The sequence below is a fragment of the Vibrio sinaloensis DSM 21326 genome, assembly GCF_000189275.1.
Taxonomy (GTDB): Bacteria; Pseudomonadota; Gammaproteobacteria; order Enterobacterales; family Vibrionaceae; genus Vibrio; species Vibrio sinaloensis.
In genome coordinates this window covers 21,913-37,939 of the sequence record NZ_AEVT01000122.1, presented here as the reverse complement: position 1 = coordinate 37,939, position 16,027 = coordinate 21,913, and the positions used below count along the sequence as shown (strand labels likewise).

At 44.9% G+C, this 16,027-nt stretch carries 16 protein-coding genes; 14 read left to right on the top strand and 2 right to left on the bottom strand.

What is annotated here, in order from left to right:
- Window positions 1-158 precede the first annotated feature (158 nt).
- The 5 genes from RH45_RS21920 (at window position 159) to RH45_RS21900 (ending at window position 4,669) form a co-directional block, all read left to right on the top strand.
- On the top strand, window positions 159-1,106 hold the full coding sequence (locus tag RH45_RS21920) for a sensor domain-containing diguanylate cyclase (protein WP_008081589.1): 948 nt from the start codon (window positions 159-161) through the stop codon (window positions 1,104-1,106).
- 97 nt (window positions 1,107-1,203) lie between these two features.
- Window positions 1,204-1,665: a Fur family transcriptional regulator gene (locus tag RH45_RS21915; protein WP_008081588.1), complete on the top strand. Its 462-nt coding sequence runs from the start codon at window positions 1,204-1,206 to the stop codon at window positions 1,663-1,665.
- 78 nt (window positions 1,666-1,743) lie between these two features.
- On the top strand, window positions 1,744-3,078 hold the full coding sequence (locus RH45_RS21910; protein ID WP_008081586.1) for a dihydroorotase: 1,335 nt from the start codon (window positions 1,744-1,746) through the stop codon (window positions 3,076-3,078).
- Window positions 3,079-3,108: 30 nt separating this feature from the next.
- Window positions 3,109-3,669: an LbetaH domain-containing protein gene (locus RH45_RS21905; RefSeq protein ID WP_008081585.1), complete on the top strand. Its 561-nt coding sequence runs from the start codon at window positions 3,109-3,111 to the stop codon at window positions 3,667-3,669.
- A complete protein-coding gene (locus RH45_RS21900) occupies window positions 3,659-4,669 on the top strand; it encodes a CobW family GTP-binding protein (protein ID WP_008081583.1) in 1,011 nt (336 codons plus the stop codon). The genes RH45_RS21905 and RH45_RS21900 overlap by 11 nt, the downstream gene beginning before the upstream one ends.
- Window positions 4,670-4,709: 40 nt before the next feature.
- Here the strand turns inward: RH45_RS21900 and RH45_RS21895 are convergent, their stop codons facing one another.
- Window positions 4,710-5,573 (bottom strand): aspartoacylase, encoded by an 864-nt coding sequence (locus RH45_RS21895; RefSeq protein WP_008081582.1) that lies wholly within the window; start codon window positions 5,571-5,573, stop codon window positions 4,710-4,712.
- Window positions 5,574-5,688: 115 nt separating this feature from the next.
- On the opposite strand from RH45_RS21895, the gene RH45_RS21890 reads away from it, so the two are divergent.
- The 7 genes from RH45_RS21890 (at window position 5,689) to RH45_RS21860 (ending at window position 12,695) form a co-directional block, all read left to right on the top strand.
- Complete coding sequence (locus tag RH45_RS21890; RefSeq protein WP_008081581.1) at window positions 5,689-6,948, top strand: peptidoglycan DD-metalloendopeptidase family protein; 1,260 nt, start codon at window positions 5,689-5,691, stop codon at window positions 6,946-6,948.
- A gap of 154 nt (window positions 6,949-7,102) precedes the next feature.
- Window positions 7,103-7,546 (top strand): copper resistance protein CopD, encoded by a 444-nt coding sequence (locus RH45_RS21885; protein ID WP_008081580.1) that lies wholly within the window; start codon window positions 7,103-7,105, stop codon window positions 7,544-7,546.
- Between the two features lie 158 nt (window positions 7,547-7,704).
- Window positions 7,705-8,721, top strand: coding sequence for an alcohol dehydrogenase AdhP (adhP, locus tag RH45_RS21880; protein ID WP_008081579.1), 1,017 nt, complete (start codon window positions 7,705-7,707; stop codon window positions 8,719-8,721).
- 213 nt (window positions 8,722-8,934) lie between these two features.
- Window positions 8,935-9,417, top strand: coding sequence for a YbaK/EbsC family protein (locus RH45_RS21875; RefSeq protein WP_008081578.1), 483 nt, complete (start codon window positions 8,935-8,937; stop codon window positions 9,415-9,417).
- Window positions 9,418-9,452: 35 nt separating this feature from the next.
- On the top strand, window positions 9,453-10,229 hold the full coding sequence (locus tag RH45_RS21870; RefSeq protein WP_008081576.1) for a phosphotransferase family protein: 777 nt from the start codon (window positions 9,453-9,455) through the stop codon (window positions 10,227-10,229).
- Between the two features lie 124 nt (window positions 10,230-10,353).
- Window positions 10,354-11,340 carry an ABC transporter substrate-binding protein gene (locus RH45_RS21865; RefSeq protein WP_100086121.1) on the top strand — a complete coding sequence of 329 codons (987 nt, stop codon included), beginning with the start codon at window positions 10,354-10,356 and terminating at the stop codon, window positions 11,338-11,340.
- On the top strand, window positions 11,337-12,695 hold the full coding sequence (locus tag RH45_RS21860; protein ID WP_008081572.1) for a GGDEF domain-containing protein: 1,359 nt from the start codon (window positions 11,337-11,339) through the stop codon (window positions 12,693-12,695). Before RH45_RS21865 ends, RH45_RS21860 begins: the two co-directional genes overlap by 4 nt.
- Window positions 12,696-12,758: 63 nt before the next feature.
- Here the strand turns inward: RH45_RS21860 and RH45_RS21855 are convergent, their stop codons facing one another.
- Complete coding sequence (locus RH45_RS21855) at window positions 12,759-13,235, bottom strand: peroxiredoxin (RefSeq protein WP_008081570.1); 477 nt, start codon at window positions 13,233-13,235, stop codon at window positions 12,759-12,761.
- 183 nt (window positions 13,236-13,418) lie between these two features.
- On the opposite strand from RH45_RS21855, the gene RH45_RS21850 reads away from it, so the two are divergent.
- Both RH45_RS21850 and RH45_RS21845 read left to right on the top strand, forming a co-directional pair.
- Entirely contained in the window at window positions 13,419-13,799 is a 381-nt protein-coding gene (locus RH45_RS21850; protein WP_008081569.1) for a hypothetical protein, read from the top strand.
- Window positions 13,800-14,301: 502 nt separating this feature from the next.
- Window positions 14,302-15,840: a methyl-accepting chemotaxis protein gene (locus RH45_RS21845; protein ID WP_008081567.1), complete on the top strand. Its 1,539-nt coding sequence runs from the start codon at window positions 14,302-14,304 to the stop codon at window positions 15,838-15,840.
- Window positions 15,841-16,027 lie beyond the last annotated feature (187 nt).

Genomic DNA, 16,027 nt, shown 5'->3' with positions numbered 1-16,027 from the left:
GAAATGATTAAATTCATCGTTGATTTATGGCGTGTGATTGCAATGTTATAACGTTGGCGTATCGTGTGCCATTAAATTTCAGCGGATTCATTGCAACGGAAGCGTATGGATCTCAGAAGATTGCTTATACTTTGGAGTGAGGCATTAAGGAGGAGAGTATGCCAGAAAATTTGCAGACAACGGTTGAACAGAAGGAGCTGTTAAAAGCTAAAGCCGTACTTGATGCCTTACCTGATAACATTTTCGTCTTTACCATTGATGGAACCTGCATCGAAGTATATGAAGGGCAAGATAGGGAGTCTCCCGACTTTAATTACCAACGCTTGAAAGGGATGAATCTAAAACAGATCGTTGATCGCCCTTTGGCGAGAAAGCTTCTGTTCCACATTGAACAGGCAATTGCACTAGGCCAGACAGAAACGCTAGTCCACTCGGTAGAGCCTTCAGATATGCATCCCGGTTTTGATATTACATCACTCGACAAAACCATTTGGTATGAAGCAAAGATCAGCCCGGTAGCGCTCAACGGTTCGGATTTCGACTCCGTTCTATGGGTGACACGAGATATTTCTCGAACCGTAGAGAAAGAGCGCCAAGTGAAACAACTGCTCGAGAGAGATGAACTGACGGGCCTCGTCAACCGTCGTACATTTTTGTCTAAGCTTACTTCCTACTTTAATCAGTTTAAGCTCAATGGATTGCACACCTCAGTATTGATTATCGATTTAGACCGCTTCAAGCATTGGAATGACACGCTTGGGCATGTTACGGGAGATAAAGTGCTCAAGCATGTCGCGGACCTATGTTCAAAGCAATTAAGATCGGTTGAAATTATCGGGCGTTTAGGTGGCGAAGAGTTTGCAGTAATTCTGCCTAACGTCTCTTCAGACAAAGCTTTGGCGATTGGGGAAAGGTTAAGGAAATCGGTCGAACAAACGCCGTACAGAGATAATGATCAAGAGATTAAAGTGACGATCAGTGTCGGTGTATGCAGTTTCAGCCCGTCGGATACGTCGAAACTCGATATACTCGAGCGCTCAGATAAAGCCATGTACAAATCTAAGCACACCGGGCGTAACAAGGTAAGTACTTATCACTCCAAATGACTTTGTGCTTACTCGATACGTTTGGCCCTATATTTTTATTTATCACAAGATATGTTATAACGTAACAACTAAGAATCTGTGATGACAAGGATGAGGTTTGAGTGATATAGAAGGCGTAATTCGGCATGTTGAACAGCTGTGTCGATCGAAAGGAAAACAGCTTACACCGCAACGAAAACTGGTGCTAAAAGCGCTATTACACGCAGATAAAGCGCTGTCTGCATACGAATTAGTCGATTATTGCAAAGTCCACTTTTCTCAAGATATTCAAGCTATGTCTGTGTACCGAATTCTTGATTTTCTCGAAGGCGAACACCTTGCCCATAAACTCAAAGTCTCCAATAACTACATTGTGTGCTCACACATCCTTTGTGAGCACGAACATGGTGTGCCTCAGTTCTTAATCTGTTCCAAATGCAACAAAATCAGTGAGCAGACAATTGCTCCGGCGTTAATTAAAGACCTCAAAGCCAACGCTCGTGAGCTAGGTTTTAATGTTGATAACCCACAGCTTGAGATTCACTGTATCTGTGATGAGTGTGCACAATCTTCTTGTTAACGCGTTTGAACGCTTGCCTGTCAGTTCGATTCGATTTCCCAGTTTTTGCTTTTACCTTAAAAGGAGTTGCGTACCGCTATGTCTTCAACACTGATTAAAAACGCCCAAGTTGTTAATGAAGGGCGAATTACCGTTTGTGATGTACGGATTGTCGATCAGCGTATCGAACACATTGCCAGTGAAATACAGGCCAGTGCAAACGATAAGGTTATCGATGCACATGGACGATACTTGTTGCCAGGAATGATTGATGATCAGGTGCACTTTAGAGAGCCGGGTTTAACTCATAAGGGGTCGATTGCCACTGAATCAAAAGCGGCTGTCGCGGGTGGCATTACCAGTTACATGGAAATGCCAAACGTTAATCCTGCGACAACCACGATTGAAGCGTTAGAGCGAAAGTTCGCCATTGCGGCTGATAGCTCGGTTGCGAACTATTCCTTTTACCTTGGTGCAACAGAGGACAATTTAGAAGAGATCCAGCGTCTCGACCCGACTGCACATTGTGGGGTTAAAGTCTTTATGGGGGCATCGACAGGAGATTTACTGGTAGAGCATCCGCAAGCGCTGGACGCTATATTTCGAGACTCTCCTGTTTTGATTGTAACCCATTGCGAGAGTGGGCCTGTGATTGCCCAAAATCGTCAACGCCTTCTCGAAGAAAAGTCGACATTGACCATTGAAGATCATCCTGTACTGCGGGATGACAACGCCTGTTTTGCGTCATCCGCATTCGCGGTCGAGTTGGCGAAAAAGCACGGAAGTCAGCTGCATGTTTTGCACATAACGACGGAAAAAGAGCTGTCACTTTTTGCGTCGGGTGATATTGAAAACAAGCACATTACCGCTGAAGCGTGTGTTCACCATCTGTGGTTTAGCAACCAAGATTATGCGCGATTAGGCAATCAGATTAAGTGTAATCCTGCAATCAAATACCCAAGCGATCGTGATGCCTTATTGCAGGCGCTTCATAGTGGAAAAATAGACATCATCGCCACTGACCATGCCCCTCACACGTGGCAAGAAAAACAAGTGGACTATGATCAAGCACCAGCCGGATTACCATTGGTACAACACGCCTTACTCACCATGTTGGATCATGTTCAACTGGGGCACTTAACGCTTCCACAAGTTGTTGAGAAAACGGCGCATAATCCTTCTATTCGCTATGCGATTAAAGATCGTGGTTTCATCCGCGAAGGCTACTATGCCGATTTGGTCTTGGTGGATATCAAAACGCCAACTTTAGTCACAAATGAAAACAGTTTGTATCACTGTGGTTGGTCACCATTTGCGGGTCATGAATTTTCGGCCAAGATCCAAACGACCTGGGTAAACGGTGAAGCAGTCTATGACAATGGCAAAGTCACGAAGTCGGCAAAACACGCAATGCGATTGTCTTTCGCTCGATAAGCCGCCGACAAAATGAGATAGAGAAAGAAGATGTTAAGAAGAAACCCAAGTGGCGACATGCCTGTTGTTTCACAGACCGCATTTATCGACCCGACTGCGATCATTTGCGGTAAAGTCATCATTGAAGACAACGTGTTTATTGGCCCTTATGCCGTAATTCGAGCTGACGAAGTTAATCAACAAGGTGAGATGGAAGCGATCGTCATCAAGCGCGATACCAACATCCAGGATGGAGTGGTTATCCATTCAAAAGCGGGAGCGTCAGTTATCGTTGGAGAACGCTCTTCGATAGCGCACCGTTCCATTATCCACGGGCCTTGCGAAGTATGTGATGATGTATTCATCGGCTTTAACTCCGTGGTGTTCAATGCGCAAATTGGACAAGGATGCGTAATACGCCATAACTGTGTGGTTGATGGTCGAGATCTGCCTAATCAGTTTCACGTTCCACCGATGACCAACATCGGCTCCGACTTTGATTTGAGCAGTATTTCGACTGTCCCACCTGAATATTCAGCGTTTTCAGAGTCTGTTGTGTCTGCTAACCACGAGCTTGTACAAGGCTATAGGAGAATAGCTAATGAACTCTGATAACGTACCAATTAAAGGGGTACCCACCAATATCATCACTGGTTTTCTTGGTGTCGGCAAAACCTCGGTGATCCTCAACTTAATGAAGAACAAACCTAGCAATGAGCGCTGGGCAGTATTAGTGAACGAATTTGGTGAAATCGGCGTAGACGGTAGCTTGTTTAGCGGTCAACAATCGACACAGCAGCAAGTTTTCATTCGTGAAGTTCCGGGTGGATGTATGTGCTGCGCTGCGGGACTGCCGATGCAAATTGCCTTAAACCAACTGCTGTCAGAGGCCAAGCCGGATCGTCTTTTGATCGAGCCTACAGGGCTTGGTCATCCTAAAGAAGTGCTTCAAGTACTTTCTACTGACTACTATCGAGAGCTGCTCTCTCTGCAAAAAAATATCACCTTGGTGGATGCGCGTAATCTCAGTGATGCCAGATATACTGAGCATGAAACCTTCAATCAGCAGATCATGATTGCGGATACCGTGGTAGGTCATAAGTGTGATTTGTATTGTGCAGATGAAGCGGCGTCGCTTGATGCATATGTAGAGAAAGTAGGGCGACCAAATACACGAGTTATTTTCGCACAGCATGGCAACGTCCCTTTTGAAGAGTTTGAAGATACGGCCGACATTGATGCAGCGCTCGGTCACCACCATCACCATCATCATCATGGGCAAGAGAAACCAATGGCCTCAGAACTGCCAATGCCAGAAAGTGGCGTGCTGAAAGCAACGAATAAAGGCGAAGGTTTCCTAAGTGTTGGGTGGCGGTTTGCGGCGAATAAAGTGTTCGAGCAAACTCAGCTTGAGGCCGTATTTTCCACGCTCAATGTGGAACGAATGAAAGCAGTTTTCATCACCTCAAATGGCATATTTGGTTACAACCTTACCAAGGATGGTTTGACGAAGGTTGAGTTGGACGAGTGTGTTGAGAGCCGAATAGAGTTGATTGCAACCGAGTTAGAAGAGCATCTAGAAAGTAAACTGCTTGATTGTTTACAAGGCTAGAGTAAAGCCTGAGGCGTGAATGTGGACCTCAGGCTTTTCTTTACACCTCAATATGTTTCTTTTCTGCCAGTGCCATTGCGATGTTACTGGCGCAATAGGCGGCTTCGTTGATGAAGTGAGGATAGATTTCATGCTCGCCTTGCCAATGGATATCGCTGCCCATGAAGGTTGCCAATAATGGCTCTCCTGGATACACAGGCTGAAAGTCTTGGCCACATACCGTAGGGTGAACAAGCGCGAGTCGTTGACCATCTTGATCCAGTGGTACAACAACCTCTTCGAGATAGAAATAGGCTTCGTAAGCGTTTAGTTGATCTAGCTGACCAAGATTCGACTTTTCGATGTAATCAAGCACCGCCGTTGTCATCCTTTTCATCAGATCGAGCGTCTCTGATTTTAACGAGCCATGAGCTTGAGCGCCGACCTCAATCATCACGCCATATTGACCCATAGTGCATAAATAGGGTTGTTCCGGCCACGATGTTCGCGTTTCGAATAGAATGTTTGCGTCAGGCATGCGCTGTTTTACATAGGCCCCCATCTTTGTATAAAAGGGCGATTCACTCAGTAAGATCAGCGTCGCCCCCATGTTACTGGTGGTGTTATGCAAATCTATGATCAACTGCTTTTCATTATCTGCATACTGAGTGATAAGCGCCTGAGATCGCTTGGCTTCCTTACTGGTTGCTTCTTGGCGCGACGTGCTGAACTGTCTATTCAAATCCATATCTAAGAATCGACATTGCTGTTGAACGGCTTCAGGGTTGCCTGTTAAAAGAGAGGTAGAGAAAGTACTGCGATTCGCGTCATATCTTCCGTCTTTAATCAACTTTTGTAGATACAAACCAGAGAGCTCATTGCCGTGGGTTCCGGAGACCAGCAAGATATTAGTGATGTTTTCCATTATGCATTCCTGAGGCGGGTGGTTTACCCCAATCCTATTTTGACCTTTTCTTGATTTAAGTAACGATGGGTATGTTATAACATAACATTAAATTTTATTGTGTCATTACGTTTTCATGAAAAACTTCAGATTGATCCTAATTGCCGTCGCGGTTGGTGCTTTCTCGTGTGCGGCTTATCTTTCCATACCCAAAGATAAAGCCGCTAACACCACTCAAATTACTGTTACTCCCTATCAAGGTAAACATGCATCTACCACACTTGGTTTAGAGCCAGCAGACAAGGTTAAGCTAGCCAACGCATCCACTAAGATTCACTATTTTGTCAAAGTGGGGGATACACTCAGCGATATTTTTTCAGCTTGGAAGTTGCCCTATGAGCAGTTGCTGCAAGTCTTGGTAGCCGATCAGGCGACTTTACAGTTGGATACCATCAAACCAGGTGACTATCTGGAGTTTGAAATAGATGGCAACCACCAGCTATTGAGCCTCACGTATCACGTCAGTTTGGTCGAAAAGGCGGTCTATAGTAAAACGTCTGACGATGAATACGCCTATCAATGGATCGAAGAAGAAGGAGTATGGCGTGACACGCTCTACTCAGGTGAGATCAATGGCAGTTTCTCATTGTCGGCGCATAAACTGGGGTTATCTTCAAATCAGATAGGTAACATTACTCGCGTGTTACGTGACAAGGTTGATTTTAAGCGCTCATTACGTGCGGGAGATCGGTTCGATGTGATGGTTAAAGAGCAGTTTCTGGATGATCATCCAACGGGAAACACTGAGATTCAAGCCATCTCATTTCATTTAGCAAGGGGCGAAGTTGCCGCTTTTCTCGCTGATGATGGCCGCTTTTACGATAGACATGGTCAAAGCTTAGAAAGAGCATTTAGTCGATACCCAATTGATAGGCAATATCGTCGAATCACCTCAGCATTTAACCCCAAGCGCAGGCATCCAGTGACTGGGCGTATTTCCCCTCATAATGGTACTGATTTCGCCACGCCGATTGGGGCTCCTATTTACTCGATTGGTGACGGCAAAGTGGTTGGTGTTAGAAATCATCCTTATGCTGGCAAGTACCTGGTCATTGAGCACAACAGCGTTTATACAACGCGCTATTTGCACTTGAGCAAGTTCTTGGTGAAGAAAGGACAGCATGTGACTCGGGGGCAAAAAATCGCACTGTCTGGAGCAACCGGACGTCTTACTGGCCCTCACTTACATTTTGAAGTGCTAGTGCGTAATCGCGCTGTCGATCCCATGAAAGCCAATCTGCCACTTGCGTCTTCTATATCCAAGGACGAGAAAGCGTCGTTTTTAGCTCGTGTTGATGCATTTGATGAAAAGGTGTTAAAAGAGGGCAAAAGCTAGATGGACGGTGAACCGCTACGCTGAGCTGTTTATTTGGTTATATTGATGGGAATAATAATAGTTCTAATCTAGCGTGCTGAGATCAAATCATTGCAACGACAATTGCTGCACTATAGATGTTCGCGCTTGAGCGTAAATTAAGGAGTGTGGACGTATGTATGGGATCCTTCTATCACTGCATCTTATTGCGGCAACGATTTGGACTGGGGGACACATCGTGCTAGCGGTTGTCGTGTTACCAAGAGTATTACGTGAGCGCAACCCGACCCGGCTGCTAGAGTTTGAATCCGTGTACGAACGGGTAGGAATGCCCGCGCTTGTGATTCAGATTATTACTGGTTTAATGTTGGCTTATCGCATGCTGCCGGACGTCAGCTTGTGGTTTGACATGTCGATCCCTCTTGCTCATGGTATTGCGGTCAAACTGACGTTGTTGGCATTGACCTTTATTTTTGCTTTGGATGCGAGATTTAGAGTCATTCCCAAACTTTCTCAAGCCAACTTAATTGATATGGCTTTACATATTATTCCAGTGACCTTGTTTTCGATTCTGTTTGTCCTAGTTGGCGTTTCATTTCGCGTAGGTTGGTTAATGTAGTTAGTGATGATTAAGTTACTAGAAATGTTATAACATAACTAAACTATTGATATTAATGGAATAAATTGGATTTGGTTGAAATTTATATGAAATAGCTCACAGACAAGTCTTTTTCGATCAAATGATAATAAATATCATTTACAAGGTTGGAGACGGATATGAAAGCTGCAGTTGTCAGTGAGTTTAAAGGGCCTCTTGAGATAAAAGACATCCCACTTCCGAATATTAAGCCAAGAGACGTATTGGTAAAGATCCATGCATGTGGTGTGTGTCATACCGATTTACATGCTTGCCATGGTGATTGGCCTGTTAAACCTAAAATGCCACTGGTCCCCGGCCATGAAGGCGTCGGCGAGATTGTCGAAGTAGGCAGCGAAATCAAACACCTCAAAGTTGGTGACAGAGTCGGCGTTCCTTGGTTATACAGTGCTTGTGGTCACTGTGATTACTGCCTAGAAGGGCAAGAAACGCTTTGCTTAGATCAACATAACGCGGGCTACTCTGTAGACGGAGGTTATGCTGAGTTTTGTCTAGCGCATGGTGAATATGTGGTTAAGTTGCCTGAATCGCTCAACTATGTCGATGCGGCGCCTCTATTCTGTGCTGGTGTGACGACCTACAAAGCGCTTAAAGTGACCGATGTGAAACCTGGTCAGTGGGTGGCGATTATTGGTGCTGGTGGACTGGGGCACTTGGCGATTCAGTATGCGGTTGCGATGGGGATGAATGTCATTGCGGTTGATACAGGTGAAGAGAAGTTAGCTTTAGCGAAAGAGCTGGGTGCAACTCACTGTATCGACTTTATGAAAGAGAAACCTTCTCAGCGTATCGGTGAAATCACCAATGGTGGTGTCCATGGTGTGGTGTGTACCGCAGTATCTAAGCCAGCATTTGAAGAGGCTTATCGTTCTATTCGTCGTGGTGGTGCCTGCGTGCTTGTTGGTCTTCCTCCAGAGGAAATGCCTATTCCTATCTTCGATACCGTTCTCAATGGCGTCAAAGTGATTGGTTCTATTGTCGGTACGCGTAAAGATCTACAAGAGTGTTTGCAGTTCGCGGCTGAAGGTAAGGTGAAAGCCATTACGGAGACCAAGAAACTGGAAGACATTAACGACATTTTTGCCGACATGGAAAAAGGCGAGATCACAGGCCGAATTGTGATGGAAATGAGCTAACCGCTCTTTCGTATCTCGTTACCGGTTTAATGTAAACTTCGCTAAATTGAGAGCAGCCCGTTGTGGTTGCTCTTTTTTTATTCTTCTTGCTACCTCGACCTTGTGCTCATTTTTTGTAAAAAGTTGAATGAGTACTAAGCAAATCTTCTGTTTTTGCGTACTCTTTTCAATCAGACTTTTAACTAAATCAGGTTCTTAATCAATGGAGTGTGTATGTCAACGGAACTGAAATCCTCATCCCAGCGTGTCCAAGCCTTCCTTACTCAACATGGTCAAGAATTTTCGGTGGTGCAGATGCCTGATTCTACGCGTACTGCGGTAGAAGCGGCTGATGCGATCGGTTGTACAGTGGCGCAAATTGCTAAGTCACTTATTTTCAAAAATGCACTCACTGAAGAAGCCATATTAGTGGTGGCATCGGGCACCAATCAAGTCTGCAGCGACAAGGTTCAACAGGCCACAGGCTTTCGTTTAGCGAAGGCAAATGCCGCATTTGTACGCGATAAAGTTGGCTTTGCCATCGGTGGTGTTCCTCCGGTTGCGCACTCAAACGACGTCATTACTCTGTTGGATAACGACTTACTTAACTATGATGAGATTTGGGCTGCGGCGGGTACTCCAAATTCTGTATTTAAGCTTAAGCCGAGCGACCTCAGTGAGTTAACAGGTGGGCAGTGGCTTGATGTTAGCAAGTAATCGAGTTTTTGCTGTTATTGAGAAGAGCACAGAAAATGTCTAACAAAAACTTAGCCCAAATGGGTAGCGCAAAAGTTCACCTTGGCGAGTTTGCAGGGCAGCAATGTATCGTGAAACATGAAGCCTCTGACGTAGAGATTGCATTTTACACTCACGCTAATGTTCTTTTAGATGGTGTGAACACGCCGCAGCTGCTGCACCAAGAAAACAGAACATTGTTTTTGGAATATATTCCAACATCGATTGATTTGGCGGAATTAGTCAACCAAGAGGAGACGTTTCGTCAGCTTGCTTCTATCCATAGCGCAGATGCAGATCAAGGCTTTTTGTTTAAACGCCATCTATGGACAAGCAAAGATACCCTGCGAGCGCTTGATCATCTATCGCTGCCAACTGGAGCGAATAGACACTTGTTAGACTTTAGTGCTCAATCACACGAGCTGTTTTCTCACCACGGCCTGATCTCAGGGGATAGCAACAGTGGGAACTGGGGAAAGCGGCTTAATGGTGAGTTAGTGTTGTTTGACTGGGAGCGTTTTGGCTGCGCAAGCCCAGCCATCGATCTCGCGCCTCTCGTTAAAGGTTTGGGAACAGAGGAGGATTATCGGCAAATTATCGCTCAGTATCGAATGTTTAATTCTCGCTTGTCTGAAGCGCAGTTAATACGGCATTTGGTTCTCGCTAAAGCGTGGATAATCGTCGAAGTCACTAACCTTTTGACTCAGCGTCGCAAGCCAGAAGCGGCTAAGTTTATTGACTGGTACCGCTCGAATGCCCCGAGTTGGCTCGCTTCGGTTGAACATTTGCTCTAGGCTGTTGTTGCTCTAAGCCTCTCATCAATTGCGTTAATTACCTTTGCTTTTATAAGGGTAATCACCTCCCAACAGGCACTTATTGACTACACTATATATAAAACAATGCGCATTGGGACATGACGTGAAAAAGATAGTAGCAGTGGTGGCATTAGTCTTGATCATCGGTTTGGGTTGGTTTTCAGTCAACAAGCCCGTGACCTCACCCGTGGTCAACGTTGAAAAAGTGAAAGTTTCCGTTTCGCTAACACCACTTAGCACGCCATTTTTCGTCGCTCAGCAGCAAGGGTTTTATGCGAAACAGGGATTGAATGTGGAAGTCGTACCTTGTCGAGGCGGCGTGCACTGCGCCGAGTTATTGCAAGAAGGGGCGGTAGAGTATGCGACTACATCGGGTACTGTCGCATTATTTAATAGCTACTATCATGACAATATCGCTTTGCTTGCGAGTTTCGTTAAATCAAGCAACGACTTGAAGCTGCTCACCTTAGCGCCAAATCAAATTACCAGCATTCATGACCTAGAAAATAAGCGAATAGGTATCATCAAAGCCAGTGCAAGCGAGTATTACTTCGACTTTTTATTGATCTCTAACGCGCTGCAAGACTTGCAGGTTGAACGAGTTTATTTAAAGCCAGATGACATGGTTAATGCACTGCTTTCGGATCAGGTCGATGCGATTTCCATTTGGGAGCCATACGGCTATAGAGCCTCTCAACTCACTTCTTTACCTATCATCAATCTCGGAACTGAAGGTATCTTCCAACTGACATTTAACCTTGTGACAACGTCACCAGTAGATGCGTTGAATGCACGAGATAAAGCTATGTTGCTGGCGATAGAAGAAGCCATCACCTGGATTGAAGAGCATCCAGTGGAAAGTATCGCGTTAATCAGTGAGCAGCTCAATATCAAACCTGAACAAGTCGAGTGGAGTTGGAATGACTATATTTTCAGTCTGACTAACGACTACATCTTGCTGTCAAACTTGCAAATGCAAGCGAGATGGGCGTCTGAGCGAAATATCTTGCAAGGAGAGCCTGTCGATGTGCGCGCTATGGTCAGGAGTGAAGCTTTTTCTGATTTCAAACGGGAGGCCTCATTACAATGAAGCACTCGTTAACACTAAAAATGTACACCTTGTTTGCGGCAAGCATAGTGATGACTTTGGCGACGGCGTTCTCTATGCATAGTCTCTATCGGCAGCACGTATCAGCGATCGAAACTCAGTCACAATTAATTGATATCCAGTCGGAGGTGACGGCATTACAAGGCCAGCTGTGGCTTTACCTTCAGTATAAGGACGATCGCAGTTTTGAAAGTTTAATTGAGCAAAAAAAATTCTTATCGCAGAGCCTAGAAAGATCCCAGATCCCGAGTAAAAAAATCAATAAAATTCAACGTGTCAAAAAGCAGTTTGCGGAACTCATCGAGCAAGATAAGCAGTTCCAAAACGCTCAAGCTCAACAAAACATGAAGCAAGTGCATATAGACCAGCGCAGGGCATTGCTGACGACTCGATATAATGTGCTTATTCAGAACATGTACGAGTATTTGGCAACCCAGCATGAACGTGAACTGCAGCAAACCAATGCAAAAATAGAAAATACCATGCGCCAAATGACGGTTGTGTTAACTCTGTTTTCTATCTGCATGAGTTTTATCGCTTTTATGCTGCTTAAAAAGTTCCAAAGAGGTTCCAATGCCATTTCTCGGGCAATAGAAAACATTCGTCAGCGTCGATTTGATCACCGTATTCAGTGTGAAAATCTGGATGCAGAGTTCAGTTTGCTGGGAAAAACCTTTAACTCCATGAGTGAAGAGCTCGAACATAGCGTGTACACCAAATCGCAGTTGGAAAGTGAGATCAACAAACACACCCAAGAGCTAGAGAAGCAGAAGAAAACGCTAGAGTATTTATCCGAGCGTGATCCTTTAACCTCCTTGCTAAATCGCCGTTCTCTTGAATCGAGTCTTAAAACCGCCGTCGGCAAAGCGCAACGCAGCGGCCTTTCTGTCGCAGTACTGTTTATCGATTTGGATAAGTTTAAAATCATTAATGATACCCACGGGCACGAGGTGGGAGACGAAGTGCTTCATACCGTCGCGAGTCGGCTGAGTCGATGTACTCGTAAAACGGATATTGTAGGTCGTTATGGGGGGGATGAGTTTGTGGTATGCCTAGACTTGTTAATCGATAGCGGCTCAGTGTCCAAGAAAGCGGAGCAAATGATTCGAGAAGTTGAGCGGCCCATTGTCGTCAACCAATCCGCTTATCAGGTAGGTGTCAGTATCGGGATTGCCACGTTTCCACTTTCCGGAACGAGTCACGAGGAGCTGTTGATCTGCGCAGATCAAGCGATGTATAAAGCGAAGAGTAAAGGTGGCGGCACCTTCGTCTTTGCGAATGAGCAAGATAAAGAAGCGTTAACCTTGGTCTACAGTAGGGATACAGAGCAGCACTGAGTAAGCTTACTGGCTAAAGCACGAACCAGAGTCATGCTCTGGTTCGCCACTGGCAGCCTTGGATTACTTGAGCGCGGCCAAGATAGTCTCGGCCTTACTTGCTTCAAACTGCTTAGGCTCCTCGACATTGAGAATCGTCACTACGCCATTATCAACCACCATCGCGTAACGTTGCGAGCGCACACCGCCGAATCCTGCAGTATCCATGTCTAAGCCAAGTGCTTTGGTAAAGCTTGCATCACCATCGCCCAGCATCATAATTTCCGAGGCATTTTGTGCATCACCCCAAGCTTTCATTACAAAAGCGTCGTTAACGGATACGCAGGCAATGAGATCGACACCTGCTGCTTTAAGCTGATCCGCGAGCACGACATAGCCAGGTAGGTGGGCTTCTGAGCAAGTAGGGGTAAAAGCGCCCGGTACGGCAAAAAGAACCACACGTTTATTGGCAAACAGCGCATCGGTGTTGTGATTTTGCATGCCTTCACTCGTCAGCTCGCTAAGTGAAGCAGTTGGCAGTGTTTGACCTTGTTGAATCATGATGACTTTCCTTGTTTCGTTAGAAGTGGAACCAGTTTAGCGGGGATAGCCCCAACAAACTACCGTAGGAAAATTGTGGGCATGCTGGAGCAATGAAAATCGAGCCAATCTATTGTTCCAATTAACATCTTGATAATTTAGACTGCGATAAAGTGAATGTAGAAATAAAACTAAGGATAGGACATGAGCTCAAGTAAAACTCTAAGTCAGGCACTGATTGAAAGTGGCCGTGATATTCCACTAAATGAGCTGCTGTTTGCTAAACGTGTACTAGATAATTATCTTGCGGTTGCTCAAGAATCTAGCCCGATTGAATTGCTAGCGGAAATGCGCGAAGCGGCTCAAGGTGTTGAGTATTTCAAGACAGACAGCAATCCTTGTGAAGCGCGTAATGTTATCAGCGCGATGTTTGCTGAAATAGAGTCATCGAGCTCGTTTGACGAGTACAAAGCTTTGGCTGGAAAGCCTCGTCAGGCGCTGCTTGAATTGATTGAAGACCGTGCTCAGCTTATCAAACACGAACGCGGCTTATTGCTTGCAGCCGGGTATGATGCGCTAGTGTAAATACGTTTAAATTAAGAGCTAGCCTAAGCGAAAGCTTACGCTAGCTCTTTTCATTTCAATTAAGCACCTCTTAGGCTTACTCATCTTAATCAATTGGTGTTATTTTCAGTCTCGGCAAAGGTAGCTGAATTCATCCGCTTTTTGAGAGTATGTAACTCTCAAGTACCACAACGTTTAATCAGTAAACTCTCAATTCGGAGCGAAAACTTTGATGCCATTTTTACGTTAACGGATTCTCATTATCTCGAACAAATTCTTCGACAAGACCATAGAGTACAAAGTAAGCAAATTTGATGATCTGATTCGATTGGTTCTCGTGCCGACTTATTGAATAGTTGAAAGGCTAGCTCTTTAATTACACTAAACTCTAAACCAAAAGTACCAAATTGATTTATTTGTTAAAAGTGGGCTGTCCATCACTCCTGTGAATGAATTGAGCAAACTACACTGATTATGCGCTAGGTTGAATAATAAGTATATCAATAGAACAGGTCAGTAAGTTATGGCTAGGCACAACAAACATTTAATCGATGAAGAAGTCGACTTTGATGAAAACGTAGAACTGGTTTCGACAACCGATAAACGTGGGGTGATTACCTATGTTAATGACGAGTTTTGCGAAACGTCAGGCTTTACCCGAGAAGAGCTTATCAACAAAAACCACAATGTTATCCGTCATCCAGATATGCCTAAAGCGGCATTTAAAGATCTGTGGGAACATTTGAATCAGGGGCAAGCATGGCGTGGAGCGGTTAAAAACCGCTGCAAAGATGGGCGTTACTACTGGGTAGACGCTTTTGTCACCCCGATTTTTGAAAGCGACAATCTTGTTGGTTATCAGTCTGTGCGTCGTAGGTTGTCTCCGGAAATAAAAAGTCGTGCAATTAAACTCTATTCTGTTGCCGATAAAGGCAAGCGCCTAACTAAGTCTTTGCACATGACGACGAAAACGAGAATCCAGTTGTTGTTTGTTATGTCTCTGGGTGCCGTTGCTGCGGGTATTTATCTGTCACCATTTGCGACGCTAGCGATACCTTTGGCTACAGTGGCCGTCTTCTATCACGAGCTCTTTGTTCGGCAGAAATTCTACGATGAGCTTCGACAAACCTATGACAGCATTTCTCGCTTGGTTTTCTGTAACGATAGTAGTAATTACGCAGAGTATCATTTGAAGATGCAAGAAGGTCGGGTACGAACCATTTTAGGTCGCACTCAAGATAGTAGTAACTCTTTATTGGCACAGGCCTCTTCTTTAGAAGATGCATCTGGTAGCGCCCACAACAACTTAGAGAAAGAAACGGAAGAAATTCATAATGTTGTTACCGCGATAGAGCAGATGGTCGCAACGATTGAAGAAGTAGCAAGGAACTCTTCCGAGACGATGACGCAAGTGCTTTCGGTAAACAAAAGCTGCGTCCAAGCTAATGAGCTCATTGATGCTACTCAATCTAAAGTATCGTCTCTGGTTGATAAAGTGGACGTATCGTTTGAGTCGACCGAGGTTCTATCCCATACGCTCAAAAATATTGCTAACTTAATGCAAGAGATCAATGGCATTGCTGAGCAGACGAATTTACTCGCACTTAATGCGGCGATTGAATCAGCGCGCGCCGGAGATTATGGGCGAGGTTTTTCTGTGGTGGCTGATGAGGTAAGGGCGTTAAGTCAACGTACTCAAAAAGTGACCGAGAGTATTCAGAGCTCCATGGACGAAGTCATGGGCTCGATTGAGCAGTTGTCGGTGTCGATGGCTGATGGGCAGCAAGCCGCTAAGGTGTGTGTGGAACTCACCTCTAACACGCGTGAAAAAATTGGTGCTCTGACTCAAGCTATGCAGCAGATCGAAGACGCGAGTGAACAAATCTCGACGGCGACCGAGCAGCAATCTGTCGTTGCACAGGAGATTAGCAAAAACGTTTCGATTATTCGTGATACTTCGCAATGTAATTTAAAAGAAGTTGATGGTGTAGCGGGGTTAACGCGCAACATAAGAAACAAAGCGGAGCAACTCGCTTCACTAGGCTTGTCATTCAACGATTAGCTTTCGCAATTTGACAGTACGCAATTAACTGCATTTAAATCACCTTTTTCTCAATTTGCATTTCAGTTGCGAATTGAGAAAAAGATCTTTGTTAACCTCCTGAACTCACATCGTTTCTTGCTAAACCCTCAATATCCTTTGGCTGATAATGTACTTGTGTTTCTTGAACAACCCCCTTTCCTCACCA